16 protein-coding genes and 1 pseudogene are annotated in these 17,369 nt (G+C 62.5%); 13 read left to right on the top strand and 4 right to left on the bottom strand.

The genetic code is table 11. The features are described 5' to 3' along the window. Positions 1–26 precede the first annotated feature (26 nt). From paaB to paaZ, 6 genes are read left to right on the top strand one after another with little or no spacing between them, the layout of a single operon-like run. Positions 27–311 carry a 1,2-phenylacetyl-CoA epoxidase subunit PaaB gene (paaB, locus tag G3A56_RS21885; protein WP_003498121.1) on the top strand — a complete coding sequence of 95 codons (285 nt, stop codon included), beginning with the start codon at positions 27–29 and terminating at the stop codon, positions 309–311. Then, entirely contained in the window at positions 311–1,093 is a 783-nt protein-coding gene (gene paaC, locus G3A56_RS21890) for a 1,2-phenylacetyl-CoA epoxidase subunit PaaC (RefSeq protein ID WP_082185183.1), read from the top strand. Before paaB ends, paaC begins: the two co-directional genes overlap by 1 nt. Positions 1,094–1,102: 9 nt before the next feature. Beyond that, complete coding sequence (gene paaD, locus G3A56_RS21895; RefSeq protein WP_082185182.1) at positions 1,103–1,630, top strand: 1,2-phenylacetyl-CoA epoxidase subunit PaaD; 528 nt, start codon at positions 1,103–1,105, stop codon at positions 1,628–1,630. A 26-nt stretch (positions 1,631–1,656) separates the two neighbouring features. Then, positions 1,657–2,733, top strand: coding sequence for a 1,2-phenylacetyl-CoA epoxidase subunit PaaE (gene paaE, locus G3A56_RS21900; RefSeq protein WP_080839388.1), 1,077 nt, complete (start codon positions 1,657–1,659; stop codon positions 2,731–2,733). Positions 2,734–2,750: 17 nt separating this feature from the next. After that, entirely contained in the window at positions 2,751–3,512 is a 762-nt protein-coding gene (locus G3A56_RS21905; RefSeq protein ID WP_082185181.1) for a Phenylacetic acid catabolic protein, read from the top strand. A 16-nt stretch (positions 3,513–3,528) separates the two neighbouring features. Further along, positions 3,529–5,586: a phenylacetic acid degradation bifunctional protein PaaZ gene (gene paaZ / locus G3A56_RS21910; RefSeq protein WP_082185180.1), complete on the top strand. Its 2,058-nt coding sequence runs from the start codon at positions 3,529–3,531 to the stop codon at positions 5,584–5,586. Positions 5,587–5,704: 118 nt separating this feature from the next. On the opposite strand, the gene G3A56_RS21915 is transcribed toward paaZ, so the two are convergent. From G3A56_RS21915 to paaG, 4 genes are all read right to left on the bottom strand, one after another. After that, entirely contained in the window at positions 5,705–6,301 is a 597-nt protein-coding gene (locus G3A56_RS21915; protein ID WP_003498136.1) for a TetR/AcrR family transcriptional regulator, read from the bottom strand. A gap of 105 nt (positions 6,302–6,406) precedes the next feature. Continuing rightward, on the bottom strand, positions 6,407–7,630 hold the full coding sequence (gene paaK, locus G3A56_RS21920) for a phenylacetate--CoA ligase PaaK (protein WP_308400319.1): 1,224 nt from the start codon (positions 7,628–7,630) through the stop codon (positions 6,407–6,409). A gap of 126 nt (positions 7,631–7,756) precedes the next feature. Then, a complete protein-coding gene (paaI, locus tag G3A56_RS21925) occupies positions 7,757–8,197 on the bottom strand; it encodes a hydroxyphenylacetyl-CoA thioesterase PaaI (RefSeq protein ID WP_082185179.1) in 441 nt (146 codons plus the stop codon). Then, a complete protein-coding gene (gene paaG, locus G3A56_RS21930; protein WP_082185178.1) occupies positions 8,194–8,982 on the bottom strand; it encodes a 2-(1,2-epoxy-1,2-dihydrophenyl)acetyl-CoA isomerase PaaG in 789 nt (262 codons plus the stop codon). The genes paaI and paaG overlap by 4 nt, the downstream gene beginning before the upstream one ends. A 101-nt stretch (positions 8,983–9,083) precedes the next feature. Between paaG and paaN the strand changes: the two genes are divergently transcribed. The 7 genes and pseudogenes from paaN to G3A56_RS21965 all read left to right on the top strand — a co-directional run bounded on the left by paaN (position 9,084) and on the right by G3A56_RS21965 (position 17,365). Beyond that, on the top strand, positions 9,084–10,748 hold the full coding sequence (gene paaN / locus G3A56_RS21935) for a phenylacetic acid degradation protein PaaN (protein ID WP_082185177.1): 1,665 nt from the start codon (positions 9,084–9,086) through the stop codon (positions 10,746–10,748). Positions 10,749–10,793: 45 nt separating this feature from the next. After that, positions 10,794–11,942: an ABC transporter substrate-binding protein gene (locus G3A56_RS21940; protein WP_035227468.1), complete on the top strand. Its 1,149-nt coding sequence runs from the start codon at positions 10,794–10,796 to the stop codon at positions 11,940–11,942. A gap of 72 nt (positions 11,943–12,014) precedes the next feature. Then, positions 12,015–12,887 carry a branched-chain amino acid ABC transporter permease gene (locus G3A56_RS21945; RefSeq protein ID WP_003498144.1) on the top strand — a complete coding sequence of 291 codons (873 nt, stop codon included), beginning with the start codon at positions 12,015–12,017 and terminating at the stop codon, positions 12,885–12,887. Between the two features lie 2 nt (positions 12,888–12,889). Beyond that, positions 12,890–13,846: a branched-chain amino acid ABC transporter permease gene (locus G3A56_RS21950; protein ID WP_137067612.1), complete on the top strand. Its 957-nt coding sequence runs from the start codon at positions 12,890–12,892 to the stop codon at positions 13,844–13,846. Next, positions 13,843–14,628, top strand: a complete 786-nt coding sequence (locus G3A56_RS21955) for an ABC transporter ATP-binding protein (RefSeq protein WP_003498148.1) — start codon at positions 13,843–13,845, stop codon at positions 14,626–14,628. Before G3A56_RS21950 ends, G3A56_RS21955 begins: the two co-directional genes overlap by 4 nt. Further along, positions 14,615–15,315: pseudogene (locus G3A56_RS21960) on the top strand (ABC transporter ATP-binding protein). Before G3A56_RS21955 ends, G3A56_RS21960 begins: the two are co-directional and overlap by 14 nt. A gap of 4 nt (positions 15,316–15,319) precedes the next feature. Further along, positions 15,320–17,365, top strand: coding sequence for a 3-hydroxyacyl-CoA dehydrogenase NAD-binding domain-containing protein (locus G3A56_RS21965; protein WP_082185175.1), 2,046 nt, complete (start codon positions 15,320–15,322; stop codon positions 17,363–17,365). Positions 17,366–17,369 lie beyond the last annotated feature (4 nt).

A 17,369-nucleotide genomic window follows, 5' to 3' on the forward strand; every position in this document is an offset into this window, starting at 1 on the left:
ACGAGCGCGAATAAGGGAGAGAAATCATGTCCAGCGAATGGCCCCTCTGGGAGGTCTTCATCCGCGGCCAGCACGGCCTCAATCATCGCCATGTCGGCAGCCTGCATGCGCCGGATGCGGAAATGGCCGTCAACAATGCCCGCGACGTCTATACCCGCCGCAATGAGGGTGTCAGCATCTGGGTGGTCCGCTCCAGCGACATCACCGCCAGTGCGCCGTCGGAAAAGGGACCGCTATTCGAGCCGTCCAATTCCAAGGTTTACCGTCATCCGACTTTCTTCGACGTGCCGGAAGAAGTGGGGCATATGTGATGGGCGCGGCTCAAGAGACTGCCACCGTCGACAATGCCGTCCTTTTTGAGTTCCTGCTGCGGATGGGCGATAATACCCTCATTCTCGGTCATCGCGTTTCGGAATGGTGTGGCCACTCGCCAGCGCTCGAAGAGGATATCGCGCTTTCCAACACCGCGCTCGACCTGATCGGCCAGACGCAGCTCTGGCTTGGCCTTGCCGGCGAAGTGGAGGGGAAGGGGCGTTCCGCCGACGATCTAGCCTATCTGCGTGACGGGCTGGATTTCCGCAACGTGCTGCTTGTCGAGCGCCCGAACGGCGATTTCGGCAAGACGTTGATGCGGCAGTTCCTGTTCGATGCGTGGCACTACGTTCTGCTGAAGTGGCTCAAAAGCTCCAGCGACCATCGCATCGCCGAAATCGCCGAAAAATCCTTGAAGGAAGTGTCCTATCATCTCGATCGCAGCCGCGATCTGGTGATCCGGCTTGGCGACGGCACGGTGGAGAGCCATCGCCGCATGCAGGCGGCACTCGACGATCTCTGGCCCTTTACCGGCGAGTTGTTCATCGGCGATGCCTCGGATACGGCGGTTGCTGCCGCCGGCGTGGCGCCGGAGCCTGCATCGCTGAAGGCGCCCTGGGATGAACTTGTGGCCGAGACGCTGGAAGAGGCGACGCTGAAGACGCCGGCCGATGGCTATATGCAGAAGGGTGGCAAGCGCGGCATCCACACCGAACATCTCGGCTTCATTCTCTCTGATCTGCAGTTCCTGCAACGGGCCTATCCCGGCGGGACCTGGTAGGAGGCGTCGATGAAGGCGGCCGAGCATCACCCTTCTGCGCGGCAGGTCTGGACCTGGCTTGCGGACGTTCCGGACCCGGAAATTCCTGTCATATCGCTGGTCGATCTCGGCATCATCCGCGATGTCGCCTGGGAAGAAGAGGGGCTGGTCGTGACGGTCACGCCGACCTATTCCGGCTGTCCGGCAACGACGATTATCAACCTCGATATCGAGCGTGCGTTGAACGAGCGGGGTATCGAAAAGGTCAGGCTGAAGCGCCAGCTTTCGCCCGCCTGGACGACCGACTGGATCAGCGCGGAAGGCCGCGAGAAGCTCAGGACCTACGGTATCGCGCCGCCGATTGACGGAACCGCTGCTGACGGTGTGCTGATGAAGCGCATCGACCGGCTTTCGGGCCGCTCCAACCTGACGATCGCCTGTCCGCGCTGCGGGTCGGCCAATACCGAAAAGATCAGCCAGTTTGGCTCGACTCCATGCAAGGCCAGCTATCGCTGCACCGACTGCCTGGAACCCTTCGATTATTTCAAGTGCATCTGACCTGACGCAAAGGATGAGGGCCACCCATGGCACGTTTCCATTCCCTGAATGTTACTGAAGTGCGCCGCGAAACCCGCGATGCTGTTGTCGTGACGCTGGTTCCCGCCGAGGAAGACCGCGCCGCCTTCGATTTCACCCAGGGCCAGTACCTGACCTTCCGCCGCAAGTTCGATGGTGAGGAACTGCGCCGCTCCTATTCGATCTGCGCGGGACGCGATGAAGGCGTGTTGCGCGTCGGCATCAAGCGGGTGGATGGCGGCTGCTTCTCCAGCTGGGCGAATGAGGGGCTGAAAGCCGGCGATACGCTGGAGGCCATGCCGCCGATGGGGGCCTTTTTCACCGATATCGAACCCGAAGCATCCAAGCATTATCTCGGCTTTGCCGGCGGCAGCGGGATTACCCCCGTCCTGTCGATCATCAAGACGACGCTCAAGCGCGAGCCGCGCTCCAGCTTCACGCTTGTCTATGCCAACCGCCAGATTTCCTCGATCATGTTCCGTGAGGAGCTGGAGGACCTGAAGAACAGCTATCTTGGCCGTTTTTCCGTCCTGCATGTGCTCGAAAGCGAGGCGCAGGACATCGACCTTTTCACCGGCCGCGTCAATGCGGAAAAATGTGCAGCGCTGTTCAAGAGCTGGATCGACCTGACCTCGGTGACGACAGCCTTCATCTGCGGTCCCGAGCCGATGATGCTGGCGATTGCAGGCGCGCTGCGCGAGCACGGACTGCGCGACGACCAGATCAAGTTCGAGCTTTTCGCTTCTTCGCAGCCAGGCCGCGCACGGGCGAGGGCACAGAACGCCCATGGCACGGATGCGAATGCCAGCTGTCAGGCAACGGTGACGCTCGATGGCGCCACCCGTATCTTCAACATGCCCAAACAGGGCCAGAGCCTGCTCGACGCTGCGCTCGAAAACAATATCGACGCGCCCTATGCCTGCAAGGCCGGCGTCTGCTCCACCTGTCGCGCCAAGGTCATCGAGGGCGAGACTGAGATGGAGGTCAATCACGCGCTTGAAGATTACGAGGTTCGGCAGGGTTACGTGTTGACCTGCCAGTGTTACCCGCTGAGCGACAAGGTCGTCGTCAGCTACGACCAGTGAGAGCGGAGGACGACCGCATGACCCACACCGAAACAATGCCGATCGAAGACTATCTCGCGCAGGGCGGTGTCCTAACCTCCCCGGACAATGTGCCGGCGCGCTATCGCGGCGAATTGCTGCGCCTGATGGCAAGCTTCGTCGATAGCGAACTGGCGGGCTCCGCCGGTTTTGCCGATATCATCAACGACGCGCCGGGTATCCAGGAGCGTATCTCTGCCGCCCGCATCGTGCTCGAAAAGACCGATCATGCCGGCCAGATCCTGAAGGTGATGGAAAGCTTCGGCGCCGATGGCGAACGTTACGCCGTCCACCACCCCTGGGCCGAGCGCCTTCCCCGCGATGCCGATATCGGGGCTGCCCGCCAGAAAGGCGACATGCGTCTTTCGGTCTTCCATTATCCGCTCGGCGGCTGGGTCGACGCCGTCGTCATGAATGTGCTGATGGGCAAGGCGGGGGTCATTCAGCTGCGCGAGCTTTCACATGTCTCCTACCAGCCGCTGGCCGAGGTTTTCCGCCGCATCCTGCCGCGCGAGGCGCGCCATCTCGAACTTGGCATCGCCGGTCTTGAGCGCATCGCGGCAAATCCGGCCGAACGTGATGCGGCCATGGCCTCCATCACCTATTGGCGCCCGCGGGTTGCCGCGAGCTTCGGGCTTTCCGGCTCAGCGCGCTTTGGCACGCTGGCACGGTTCGGCCTTCGCCATACTCCCAATGAAACACTCCTTGCCGAATGGCAGGCGGACGTCGAAGCGCAATTGTCTGCGCTGAAACTGATCTGACAGGAAGGAAATGACTATGAACGTTCTGGCGTCCCGGCCTCGCCGGCTCGAAAGCTATGTCTGCGGCAGCTGGACTACGGGGGCCAGGGAAGGCGTTCCGCTTCTTGACGCCTCGACCGGTGCGCCCGTCGCATTCATCGATTCGAGCGGCATCGATTTTGCCAGCACCCTTGCCTATGGTCGGGAAAAGGCCGGTCCGGCGCTGCGCCGCATGTCCTTCCATGAACGGGCCGCGATGCTGAAGGCGCTTGGCCTGGCGCTGATGGACCGCAAGGAAGAGTTTTACGCGCTTTCCGCAGCCACCGGCGCTACCCGCGCCGACAGCTGGGTCGATATTGACGGCGGCATCGGCACGTTGCTTTCCTACGCCTCCAAGGGCCGGCGCGAACTGCCCAATACCCGCGTGCTGCTGGATGGTGATGCCGAGGCTTTGTCGAAGGACGGCACTTTTTCCGCCCAGCATATTCTAAGCCCGCTTCAAGGCGTGGCGGTACACATCAACGCCTTCAATTTTCCCTGCTGGGGCATGCTGGAAAAGCTTGCCCCGACGCTGCTTGCCGGCATGCCGGCAATCGTCAAACCCGCTAGCCAGACGGCCTATCTGACGGAACTGATGGTGCGCCGGATGATTGAGACAGGCCTTCTGCCGGAAGGTGCGGTGCAGCTTATTGCTGGCTCGGTCGGCGATCTGCTCGATCATGTCGAGGGTCAGGACGTCGTCACCTTCACCGGCTCGGCCTCCACCGGCCGTAAACTAAAGAGCCATCCTGCCGTTATCGGCAATTCCGTCCGCTTCACCATGGAAGCCGATAGCCTCAATGCCTCCGTGCTCGGCATCGATGCCGGGCCCGGAACCGAGGAATTCGATCTCTTCGTCAAGGAAGTTGCTCGTGAAATGACGTCGAAAGCCGGGCAGAAATGCACGGCCATCCGCCGTGTCATCGCGCCGCGCGCCCATTGTGATGCGCTGGTCGCGGCCTTGGGCGACCGGCTGGGCAAGACGGTGCTTGGCAATCCCACCGACGAAAACGTCCGCATGGGTCCGCTCGCCAGCCTCGACCAGCGCGACGAAGTGCGTGCCCGCATCCGCGATCTGCTCGGCGATGCGGAAATCGTTGCCGGTGATCCCGATATGCCGCGCATCGTTTCCGGTAATGCCGAGGCCGGTGCCTTTCTCAATCCGGTGCTGCTTTATTGCGACCGCCCCTTCGAGGCGAAGGCCGTGCATGACGTCGAGGCTTTCGGCCCGGTCAGCACCGTCATGCCCTATGACCGCGCCGAGGAGGCCGTTGATCTCGCGCGTCGTGGCAAGGGCAGTCTCGTCGCCTCGGTCTTCACCAATGATCCGGCCTTTGCGGAGGAGGTCGTGCTTGGCATGGCGCCGTTCCATGGCCGGGTGATGATCGGCAACCGCGTCAGCGCCAGGACCTCGACCGGCCACGGCTCGCCGTTGCCCGGCCTCGTCCATGGCGGTCCCGGCCGCGCCGGCGGCGGCGAGGAGCTTGGCGGCATGCGCGGCGTCAAACATTACATGCAGCGCACTGCCATACAGGGCTCGCCGACACTTCTTTCAGCGGTCACCGGCCGCTGGGTTGCCGGCGCGCAGACACAGACGGACGGTGAACATCCCTTCCGCAAGTCGCTGGCGGAGCTTCGCATCGGCGATCAGCTGGTCACCGCCACTCGTCGGGTGACGCTGGAGGATATCGAACATTTCGCCAATTTTACCGGCGATACATTCTACGCACATATGGACGAGGAAGCGGCCAGGGCCAATCCGTTCTTTGAGGGACGCGTTGCCCACGGTTATCTGATCGTCTCCTTCGCGGCAGGCCTTTTCGTCGATCCCGCACCGGGTCCGGTGCTTGCCAATTACGGTGTCGACAATCTGCGCTTCCTCACGCCGGTTAATCCGGGGGACACGTTGCAGGTGCAGCTGACCTGCAAGGAAATCAATCCGCGCGTCGATGCCGAGCACGGGGAGGTGCGCTGGGACTGCAAGGTCACCAACCAGAACGATGTTGCCGTCGCCCAGTATGACGTTCTGACCATGGTGGCGAAAACGAGAAGCTGAACCTTTGGGCACGGCGAGGAGGCCTGATCTTGAGTGCGAGATCGGGCCTGTCGGATCACGGGAGATGTGGAGAAGGGCGTCTTGAGTCGTTCGTTGTGGAAAAGAGCGATGGTGCGCGTCAGCGCACGGCTTTAACGCCTTCGAGGATGAGCGTGGTTGCGATATCCGCATATTCGTCGCGTGTGACAGGGCCGTTCGGCCTGAACCACATATAGACCCAGTTCATCATGCCGAAGAGCGACATGGTCACTGGCATCAGCAATGGCCGGTCCCGGTTAAGGTCGGGGTTGACCTGCTGTATCACGCCGGAGAAGCGCTTGACGATTCGTCTTTCGATCGCCTGCAGCTCCGCAAGCTGTTCCTGCGACAGCGCGCTGGTGCCGTTGAGCTGCACCTTGTGTTCGTTATCGCGGCCTTCGTAGTTCTTCATGACGGCCTTCACGAGAAGGCGCAGGCGCTCCTGCGGCGCCACATCGCTACGATCCGCCGCTTCGATCGCGCCGTCGAGTTCCGTCAGGTGCGTGCGGACGATGTCGAATATCAACGCGTCCTTGCCGGGATAATAGTGATAGAGCAGGGCCTTGGAGACATTGCTGTGCGAGGCGATCATCGACATGGAAGCCTTCTCCATGCCCACCTCGGCAAACACCGCCGCGGCACTCGTCAGAATGCCACGCTGTTTTTCCTCGAAATCAACTGCCCGCGTCCGTGCCATGGTCTTCCTGTTTCTGCTCATTCCCGGGTGATTGCCGTGGGAGGGGTGCCGCTCCTCCCTTTACACAGTCAACCCGGTGCCGGACTATTCCGGCTTTTCCTTCATTCATTCTTTCGGGCGGTTGTCCACCACCCGCTTCGCCTTGCCTTCCGAGCGCGCCACGCCTCCGGGCTCATGCACCGAAATCTTCGTGGAAACGCCAACCACGCTCTTGATGTGGTGGGCAAGCTCTTTCGCAGATCCGGTGCGTGCGCCCTCATCGGTCGCGTCCAGCGTACATTCGACGTGAACCGTCATGTTGTCCATACGGCCCGAACGGCTGAGCTCGATCTGGAAATGAGGGGCAAGGCCGCGACATTTCAGGATCTGTTCCTCGATCTGCGTGGGGAAAACATTGACGCCGCGCAGGATCATCATGTCGTCGGAACGTCCGGTTATCTTCTCCATGCGGCGCATGGACCGCGCCGTGCCGGGTAGCAGCCGCGTCAGGTCCCGCGTGCGGTAGCGCACGATCGGCAGGCCTTCCTTGGTCAGTGTCGTGAAGACCAGCTCGCCAAGTTCGCCATCCGGCAGCACGTCACCTGTCACCGGATCGATGATTTCGGGGTAGAAATGATCCTCCCAGATGTGCAGGCCGTCCTTCGTCTCGACGCATTCGTTGGCGACACCGGGCCCCATCACTTCCGAAAGACCGTAGATATCGACGGCGTGCATGTCGAAAGCCTGCTCGATCTCCTGCCGCATCGAATTGGTCCATGGTTCGGCGCCGAAAATGCCGACGGCGAGGGAGCTTTCGCGCGGGTCGATGCCATGACGGCGGAACTCGTCGAGGATGGAGAGCATATAGGAAGGCGTGACCATAATGATGCGCGGCTTGAAATCCTGCATCAAGGTCACCTGGCGTTCTGTCATGCCGCCGGAAATCGGCACGACCGTGCAGCCGAGTTTCTCTGCGCCGTAATGCGCGCCGAGGCCGCCGGTGAACAGGCCATAACCATAGGCGACATGGACGATATCGCCGGCACGGCCGCCCGAGGCGCGGATCGAACGGGCGACGACGGTTGCCCAGGTGTCGATGTCCTTTGCGGTGTAGCCAACGACGGTCGGCTTGCCGGTGGTGCCGGAGGAGGCGTGGATTCGGGCGAGCTTTTCGCGCGGCACGGCGAACATGCCAAACGGATAGGTGTCGCGCAGGTCCTTCTTGGTGGTGAAGGGGAATTTTGCGAGATCCGACAACGTCTTCAGGTCTGAGGGGTGAACGCCGACCTCATCGAAGCGCTGGCGGTAAAAGGGGGAATTCTCGTAGGCGTGGGTCAGCGACCACTTCATGCGCTCAAGTTGCAGCGCGGAAATCTCGTCGCGCGACGCCGTCTCGATCGTGTCGAGGTCGCCGGGGCGGGGGAAAGGTCTTCCATTAAAATCTCCTCCGAGAATGCGATGGTACCGGCGTCGGCTCTACTCCGGCAGATGGGTACCCTTGACTGTTCGCGAGTGGCCGCGGAATTCCGCAACGTGCTCGCCCTCCTGATTGGTGATGCGGATATCGTAGATCCCGGCCCGTCCGCGGCGCGACACCTCCCGTGCCGTCGCCGTCAGCCGGTCGCCCTTGAAAGCCGGCGCGATATAGGTCACCGAACAGTGCTGGGCGACAGTGCGCTGGTTATAGGTATTGCAGGCAAAGGCGAATGCGGAATCCGCCAGCGTGAAGATATATCCGCCATGGCAGGTGCCATGGCCATTCGTCATGGTTTCGGCAATCGTCATCGTGATCGTCGCCTCGCCGGGCGCGACCGCAAGAAGCTCCATGCCAAGATGGCGGGTGGCGTTGTCATCGTCCCACATTGCTTTGGCGCAGGCTTCGGCCAGTGCCTGCGGGGAAAGGCTGGCGGCGCTCATTTGCCTTTGAACTCCGGTTTGCGCTTTTCGAGGAAGGCGGCAACGCCTTCGGCATAATCGGCGCTGCGCCCGGCCTCACACTGCAGGTCGCGTTCGAGGTCGAGCTGCTGATCCAGCGAATTGGTCGCAGCCGCCTGTATGGCGCGTTTCGTCATGCCAAGCCCTTTGGTCGGACCTGCGGCGAGGCGGGTGGCGAGCGCGGATGCCTCCTCCAGCAACTTGTCGTCATCGACGGCGCGCCAGATCAGGCCCCAGTCGGCGGCGGTTTCGGCTGCAAGCGGTTCTGCGGTGAGCGTGAGCGCCTTGGCACGGGCCTCGCCGATCAGACGCGGCAGGCTCCAGGTGCCGCCGGAATCCGGCACGAGGCCGATCTTGGCGAAGGCCTGGATGAAGCGGGCGGAGCGGGCGGCAAGGGTGATATCGCAGGCAAAGGCGATATTGGCGCCAGCGCCGGCGGCAACGCCGTTGACGGCACAGATGACCGGCTTCTCCAGGCTGCGGATCAGGCGCAGCAATGGATTATAGAAGGTCTCGATGGTGTGGCCGAGATCCGGCACGCCCTTCTTAGGGTCACGATCGCCAAGGTCCTGGCCGGCGCAGAAACCGCGGCCGGCACCGGTCAACAGGACGGCGCGGACATCCGCATCCGCATTGGCGCGCTCGAAACCGGCGCGTAGTGCAAGATGCATTTCTTCGTTGAAGGCATTGAGCCTGTCCGGGCGGTTCAGCGTCAGGCTGAGAACGCCATCGGCAAACGCAGACAGAATAGTGTCTGAATCCGACATGTTTCCTCCCTGTCGCCCTTCCCAGCGGCGACCGTAAAAAAGTTCTTGCATAAACCGGCCGGTCAGTCAATTATAAAACAGCAGACTGGGAGGAGCCAGATATGACCGGACTATTCGAGCGCCATCAACCGACGCTGCAAGCGGCGACTGATGCTGCGGCCAAGCGCGATTACTGGTCGGCCTATCCCGAGGTCCCAAGCGGCAAGATCTATGGCGAAACCGCCAAGGATGATGGTCTAGCCTCTTACAAGGCGCGCCTCGCGCAGCCCTTCGACCTGCCCGGACACCCTGCAGACAAAAGTCCTGTCGGCGTGGAAATCTCTCCCTTCGGCCCGGCGCTCGGCATTACCTATCCCGCCGCATCCCCCGATCTGCTGATTTCGGCGTCTCGCGCCGCCGCGTCGCAATGGGCATCCGCATCGCCGGAGGTGCGCACCGGCATCTGTCTCGAAATCCTGGCGCGGCTGAATGCCAGAAGCTTCGAGATGGCGAATGCCGTTATGCATACGACGGGCCAGGCCTTTGCCATGGCCTTTCAGGCCGGCGGCCCGCATGCCCAGGATCGTGGTCTTGAGGCGGTGGCCTATGCCTATGCCGAGATGAGCCGCACACCTTTGCAGGCGATCTGGACGAAGCCGCAGGGCAGGGGCGAGCCTATCGTCATGGAGAAGCACTGGCGCATTTTTCCGCGCGGTATTTCACTGGTCATCGGCTGCAACACGTTTCCCACCTGGAACAGCTATCCCGGCCTTTTCGCCAGCCTTGCCACCGGCAATACGGTCATCGTCAAGCCGCACCCGGCCGCGATCCTGCCTCTGGCCATCACCGTTGAGATAGCCCGTCAGGTGCTGGTGGAAGAGGGGTTTGCGGCCGACATCGTGCTGCTTGCCACTGATGCGCCCGGCGCCGAGATTACGAAGGATCTCGTGCGGCATCCCGCCATCGCTATCATCGACTATACCGGTTCGAACAGTTTCGGCAGCTGGGTGCGCGAAAACGCCGGCAGCGCCGATGTCTATACCGAAGAGGCGGGCGTCAATTCCATCGTCATCGGCGCCACCGACGATTTCGCCGGCATGTGCGGCAACATTGCCTTTTCGCTGTCGCTCTATTCCGGCCAGATGTGCACGGCGCCACAGGATATTTTCGTGCCGCGCGGCGGTATCGAAACGAATGAGGGTCACAAGAGCTTCGAGGAGGTCGCGTCCGGTATCACCGCTGCCGTCGATGCCCTGCTTGCCGATCCGGCGCGTGCGGCCGGTATCTGCGGAGCGATCGCCAATCCCGACACGCTTGCCCGCATTGCGGCGGCCCGGTCGGTCGGACGTGTATTGCGCGAGTCCATGCCGGTCGAGGGACTTGACGAGGCGCGCACCGCGACACCCCTGATCCTTGCCGTCGATGCGGCCGATACGGATGCTTATGGTGAGGAGCGCTTCGGCCCGATTGCCTTCGTCGTTGCTGTCGACAACGTGACCGAGGGCGTCAACCGCGCTGCTGAACTTGCCGAGCGCAAGGGGGCGATTACGGCCGCACTCTACGAAACAGACGAGGCACGAATTCTCGGCGCAGCCGACCGTTTCGCTGCCGCAGGCGTCAATCTTTCGGTCAATCTGACCGGCGGCATCTATGTCAACCAGAGCGCCGCTTTCAGCGATTTCCACGTTACCGGTGCCAACCCTGCGGGCAATGCCAGCCTGACGGATGCGGCATTTGTTGCAAACCGGTTCCGCGTGGTGATGTGGCGCCGCCCTGTGGCGGCGTGAGAGGAATTTCGACTTAAACTTTTTTCTTTGGGAGGAGAAATCAACATGAAATTTTTGACGACGACTGCGCTTGCAGCTTCGCTGGCCTTTGCCCTCGGCTTTGCCGCGCCCGCTTTGGCTGACATCAAGATCGGCGCCACCGTTTCCGAAACCGGCCCCGCATCGTTTTTGGGCGACCCGGAAGCCAAGACGCTGAAGATGCTCGTGGAAGAGATCAATGCGGCAGGTGGCGTCAATGGCGAGAAGCTGCAGCTTGTCATCTATGATGATGGCGGCGACCCGAACAAGGCCCGCACCTTTGCGACCCGCCTCGTCGAGGATGATGAAGTCGTTGCGGTCATCGGTGGCACCACGACCGGCACATCCATGGCCGTCATCCCGGTCCTTTCTGATGCCGAAGTGCCGTTCATCTCGCTTGCCGGCGCAATCGAAATCATCGATCCGGTCAAGCCCTTCGTTTTCAAGACGCCGCATACGGATCGCATGGCCTGCGCCAAGATTTTCGAGGACATGAAGAAGGCCGGTATCGCCAAGATCGGCCTGATCTCCGGCTCGGACGGTTTCGGCGCTTCCATGCGCAAGCAGTGCCTGGCGATCATCGGCGAATATGGCATCGAGGTTCTGGCTGACGAGACCTATGGCCCGACCGATGCCGACATGACGCCGCAGCTGACCAACATCAAGGGCAAGAATGGCATTCAGGCCGTGCTCAATCCGGGCTTCGGCCAGGGCCCGGCGATCGTCACGCGCAACTATGCGCAGCTTGCCGTCGGCCTGCCGCTCTACCAGTCGCACGGCGTCGCCTCGGACGGCTTTATCGAGCTTGCCGGTGCGCAGGCTGCGGAAGGCGTGCGCCTGCCGGGCACGGCGCTGCTCGTCGCCGGACTGCTTCCGGAAAGCGACCCGCAGCGCGCCGTGGTCGTCGCCTACAAGCAAGCCTATGAGAAAGCGACCGGAAAGCCGGTCTCGACCTTCGGTGGCTATGCTCATGACGCCCTGCGCATTCTCGTTGATGCGATCAAGCGGGCTGGCAGCGCCGAGCCGTCGGCAATCCGTGATGCCATTGAAGGCACATCGGGTCTTGTCGGAACGACCGGTACGGTGACGATGTCGGCAACGGATCATCTTGGCCTCGATCTCTCAGCCTTTCGCATGCTGAAGATCGAAAACGGCGGTTGGAAAATCGTCGAATAACCGGACCGTGCCGCCGGTCTGCGCCATCAAGGCGCTGACCGGCGGGAACCGTCGCGCCAAGCGGAGGCCCCCATGCCCGAATTGCTGCAATTCCTTCTGTCCGGGATAACGGTCGGCGCCGTCTATGCGCTGGTCGCTCTCGGTTTCACGATCATTTACAATGCCTCCGACGTCGTGAACTTCGCCCAGGGCGAGTTCGTCATGCTGGGCGGCATGATCACGTTTTTCGCGCATGCCGCAGGCGTGCCGCTGCCGCTGGCCGCGCTCATCGCCATCGTGACGACGGCGGCGATTGGCGTTGCGCTCAACAAGCTGGCGATAGAGCCCGCGCGCGGCGCGCCGGTTGTTTCGCTGATCATCATCACCATCGGCGCTTCGATTTTTATCAGAGGCGCCACGCAGCTCGTCTTCGACAAGCAGCTTCACCGTTTCCCGGCTTTTTCAGGCGACCAGCCGATTGCCATCGGCGGCGCGACCATCCTGCCGCAGAGCCTCTGGGTCATTGCCGGTGCGCTGGCCGTCTTCTTCTGTCTCTGGCTGTTCTTCACCCGCACGCTGATCGGCCGTGCGGTGCTGGCAACCGCCAATAACCGCGTCGCCGCGCAGCTTGTCGGCATCAACACCAATTATGTGATGACGCTCTCTTTCGCCATGTCCGCCGCGATCGGGGCACTGGCCGGCGTGCTGGTGACGCCGATTACGCTGACGGGCTATGATGTCGGCCTTGCGCTGGCGCTGAAAGGTTTTGCCGCAGCCATGCTGGGCGGCATGGGCAACCCGAAGGGCGCGCTGGTCGGTGGCCTGCTGCTCGGTATTCTGGAAGCAATGACGGCCGGTTATATCAGCTCGCAATATAAGGATGCGGCTGCGTTCATCATCATCCTCGCCGTGCTTTTCGCCATGCCACAGGGGCTGTTTGGCCACAAGTCGACGGATCGGGTGTGACAATGCGGTTATCGAACAAGGCAGCCACGCTTCTCATCCTCGCAGCAGTCATCGCGATTGCGCCGGTCTTTTTTCCGTCGTCCTATTATTTCCGTGTCGGCTCGCTGATTTTCGTCAACGGCCTTGCGGTGACGGGCCTCGTCATCCTCATCGGTTATGCCGGTCAGATCAGCCTCGGCCATGCGGGCTTTGCGGGTATCGGTGCCTATGCCTGCGCGCTTGCGCCCGTCCATCTCGGCCTGCACCCGGCGCTTGCCGCCATCCTCGGCGCGCTTGTTTCTGCGGCCATCGCCTATCTCGTCGGTCGGCCGATCCTGCGCCTCAAGGGATATTATCTTGCCGTCGCCAGCCTCGGCTTCGGCATCCTTGTTTCGATGGTGCTTTCGAACGAGGCCAAATTGACCGGCGGGCCGGATGGCATGGCGGTGCCGGAACTGGGCCTGCGCACCATGCTGAAGTCAATCGGCATCGACCTGTCCAACACCGAGTTCTGGTATGCTTTTTCCGGCCTCGTGCTGGTAATCGGCGCCTGGCTGGCGCTCAATCTGTACCACAGCCCGACCGGCCGGGCGCTGCGTGCATTGCATGGCTCGGAAGTCGCCGCCCGCACGGTTGGCGTCGATGTTGCGCACCATAAGCTGGTCGCCTTCGTCATCTCGGCGGTCTATGCCTCGGTTTCGGGCTCGCTGCTGGCGTTGCAGAACAAGTTCATCACGCCGGATGTCGCGGGTTTCATGCACTCCATCGAAATGGTGACCATGACGGTGCTCGGCGGTGCCGGTTCGGTGCCGGGCGCCATTCTGGGGGCTGCGATCCTCACCACGCTGCCGCAGGTGCTGACGATCTTTCAGGAATACGAACAGCTCATGCTCGGCCTCGTGATGATGCTGGTGATGATCTTCATGCGCGAGGGCCTGCTGCCGTCCATCGCGCGCCGTCTCAGAGGGAGGGGAGAATGAGCCTGCTTCAGATAGAGGGTCTCGGCATCGATTTCGGCGGATTGCGCGCCGTCCAGGATGTCGGCTTTTCCCTGAAACCCGGTGAGATCGTCTCCGTCATCGGCCCGAACGGTGCCGGCAAGACGACCCTCTTCAACATGATCTCCGGCGTCTATGCCCCGACGCGCGGCCGTGTCCTGCTGGATGGCGAGGACGTTACCCGCATGTCACCGCACCTGCTCGCCCGCCGCGGCCTGTCGCGGACCTTTCAGAATTTGCAGATATTCCAGTCGATGAGCGTGCTCGAAAACGCCATTGTCGGCCATCATCTGCATGAGCGCGGTTCGGTCTTCGCCGATCTCTTCTCGCTGCCTGCCACGCGTCGCCGCAGCCGGGCGTCGGAGGAAAGTGCGCGGGCCCTACTAGACCGGGTCGGTCTCGGCCGGGCCGCCGAACAGGAGGCGGGCTCGCTCTCTTATGGCGCGTTGAAACGCCTGGAGATTGCCCGCGCGCTGGCGCTGAAACCCCGCGCGCTGCTGCTCGATGAACCGGCCGCAGGTTGTAACGCCGTCGAGACGGAGGAGATCGATCATCTCATCGCGCAGGTCGCGGCCGAGGGCGTGTCGATCCTGCTGGTGGAGCACGACATGAAGATGGTCATGCGCATTTCCAACCACATCGTCGTGCTCGACCATGGCGAAAAGATCGCCGAGGGCGAACCGGCGGCGATTTCGCGCGATCCGCGCGTTGTCGAGGCCTACCTTGGTACACAGGCAGCGGAGGTCCAGAATGCTGACGGTTGAAGGACTACGCTCACGTTACGGCCGCATCGAGGTGCTGCACGGCATTGATCTCGACGTGGCTTCCGGCGAAATCGTTACTGTCGTTGGCGCAAATGGCGCCGGCAAGACGACGCTTTTGAAGTGCCTCTCCGGCATCCAGCCGGTTTCGGCAGGCTCCATCATGTTCCGGGGTGAGGCATTGACGACTGTTCCGGCGCATACCCGTGTGAAACGCGGTCTCGCCCAATCACCGGAAGGTCGCCAGATTTTCACCAATCTCACGGTGGAGGAGAATCTTCGGCTCGGCGCCTATCTCTTCGCCGACGACAAGGTGGAGCGCGATATGCAGGATGCCTTCGTGATGTTTCCGATCCTCAAGGAGAAGCGGAACCTTGCGGCGGGCGGCCTTTCCGGTGGCCAGCAGCAGATGCTGGCGATCGCCCGGGCGCTGATGGCACGCCCCTCCTGTCTGCTTCTGGATGAACCGAGCATGGGCCTCGCCCCATCCTCGTTGCGCAGATATTCGATGTGGTGAAGAGCATGAAGGCGCGCGGTGTCACCGTGCTTCTTGTCGAGCAGAACGCCTTCGGCGCGCTGTCCGTCGCCGATCGCGGCTATGTCATGGAAACGGGGCGCATAACCATGTCCGGCCCTGCCGCAGACCTGATTGCGGACGAACGCATCCGCGCCGCTTACCTGGGAATATGAGACAATGACCGTTACCATCGCCCGCGAAGACACCATCGCCGTCGTCACAGTGGACAATCCGCCCGTCAATGCGCTGTCGCAGGCGCTCCGCCAGGCGCTCGTCGACACGGTGGCGGAACTGGACGCGGATGCGGGGGTGAAGGCCGTGGTACTGCTCTGCGCCGGACGCACCTTCATCGCCGGCGCTGACGTCAGCGAGTTCGACAAGCCGCCGCTTCCGCCGCATCTGCCGGACGTGGTTGCGAGTATCGAAAACGCAAAAAAGCCATGGGTCGCGGCGATTCACGGCAGCGCGCTTGGCGGCGGTCTCGAGGTGACGCTTGGCTGCGCCTATCGGGTAGCGCTTTCCACCGCCAGCCTCGGTCTGCCGGAAGTCAAGCTCGGCATCATTCCGGGTGCCGGCGGTACGGTGCGCCTGCCGCGGCTGATCGGTGCCGCTGCCGCCGTCGATCTGGTGACGAGTGGCAGCCCGGTCGGGGTGAAGAGGGCAAGAGACCTTGGTCTCATCGATGCCGTGATCGACAGCGACCTGCGCGCAGGTGCGATTGCCTTCGCGAAAAGTGTCGCTGAAGAACCCCTCCCGCAGCCGATCTCCAGCCGTGCCGTGCCGGCCGTCGAAACCGGCTTTTGGGAAAGCGCTGAAAAAGCCGTGGCCGCCAAAGCCAGACGCGAGGTTGCACCACTGCGCGCACTCGCTTCCATCCGCAAGGCGAGCGAGGCCGAATTCGCCGACGCCATGGCCTTCGAGCGGGAGACCTTCCTGGAGCTGCGTGGTTCTTCCCAGGCAACCGCACTGCGCCATGTCTTCTTCGCCGAGCGCGCGGCGCCACGTCCGCCGGAGCTATCCGGCATTACGCCGCGTGATATTCGCTCCGCAGCCGTCATCGGCGGTGGCACGATGGGGGCCGGCATTGCCGCGGCGCTGCTAGACGCCGGCCTGCCGGTCACCCTCATCGAGCGAGACACAGCGGCGGTCGAGCGCGGGCTTGCGAATATCCGTTCCATCTTCGAAGGATCGGTGAAACGCGGCCGTATCACGAAGGACGTTGCAGACCAGCGCACGGCTAGCGTCATCGGCAGCGATGATTATGGCCTGCTTGCCGATACCGATCTCGTTATCGAAGCCGTATTCGAGGACCTCGCCGTGAAGCGCGCTGTCTTTGAAAAACTCTCCGACATCTGCCGGCCGGATGCGGTGCTGGCGACAAACACCTCCTATCTCGATCCCGACGCGATCAGCGAAGGCGTAAGGCAGCCCGAACGGTTCCTCGGCCTGCATTTCTTCAGCCCCGCTCACGTCATGAAGCTGCTGGAAATCGTGCCGACCGCGACGACGTCGCCGGAGGTACTGGCAACCGGCTTCGCGCTCGCCCGGCTGCTGGGCAAGATCCCGGTTCGCGCCGGTATTTGCGATGGCTTCATCGGCAACCGCATTCTGAAGGTGACGCGGGCGCAGGCCGAACGGTTGCTGCTTTCCGGCGCAACGCCTTCGGCTGTGGATGCCGCCATGCGCGCTTTCGGCCTGCCGATGGGGCCTTTCGAAGCGCAGGATCTCGGCGGTCTCGATATCGCCGCCTTTCAGCGCAAGGCTGCCCGCGCGCGGGGCGAAACACCTTTTGCACCTGTGGCGGACCGGCTTTGCGCCATTGAGCGTTTCGGCCAGAAATCCGGCGGTGGCTGGTACGATTACCTGCCGGTCGACCGTGCGCCAAAGCCGTCCGAAACCGTGGCGGCGATCATCGCCGAGGAGATGGGCGGTCGAACGCAGCGGGTTTGGGACGAAGCATCGATCGCCGACGCGATCATTCTGCCGATGGTCAACGAAGCGATGCGCATTCTGGAGGAGCACATCGCCCTGCGCTCCGCCGATATCGATCTCGTCAAGATCCATGGCTACGGCTTCCCGCGATGGCGCGGCGGGCCGATGCATTATGCCGGGGAGCGCGGTCTTGGCGAGGTCGTGGCTGTACTCGACCGCCTGTCAGCCGAGGGCCTTGCCGAGCCTCCATGCGATGGCCTGCGCCGAGCTGCCACGCAGCCAGCGCTATAGAGCT

This window comes from Rhizobium oryzihabitans, from assembly GCF_010669145.1.
Lineage (GTDB): Bacteria > Pseudomonadota > Alphaproteobacteria > Rhizobiales > Rhizobiaceae > Agrobacterium > Agrobacterium oryzihabitans.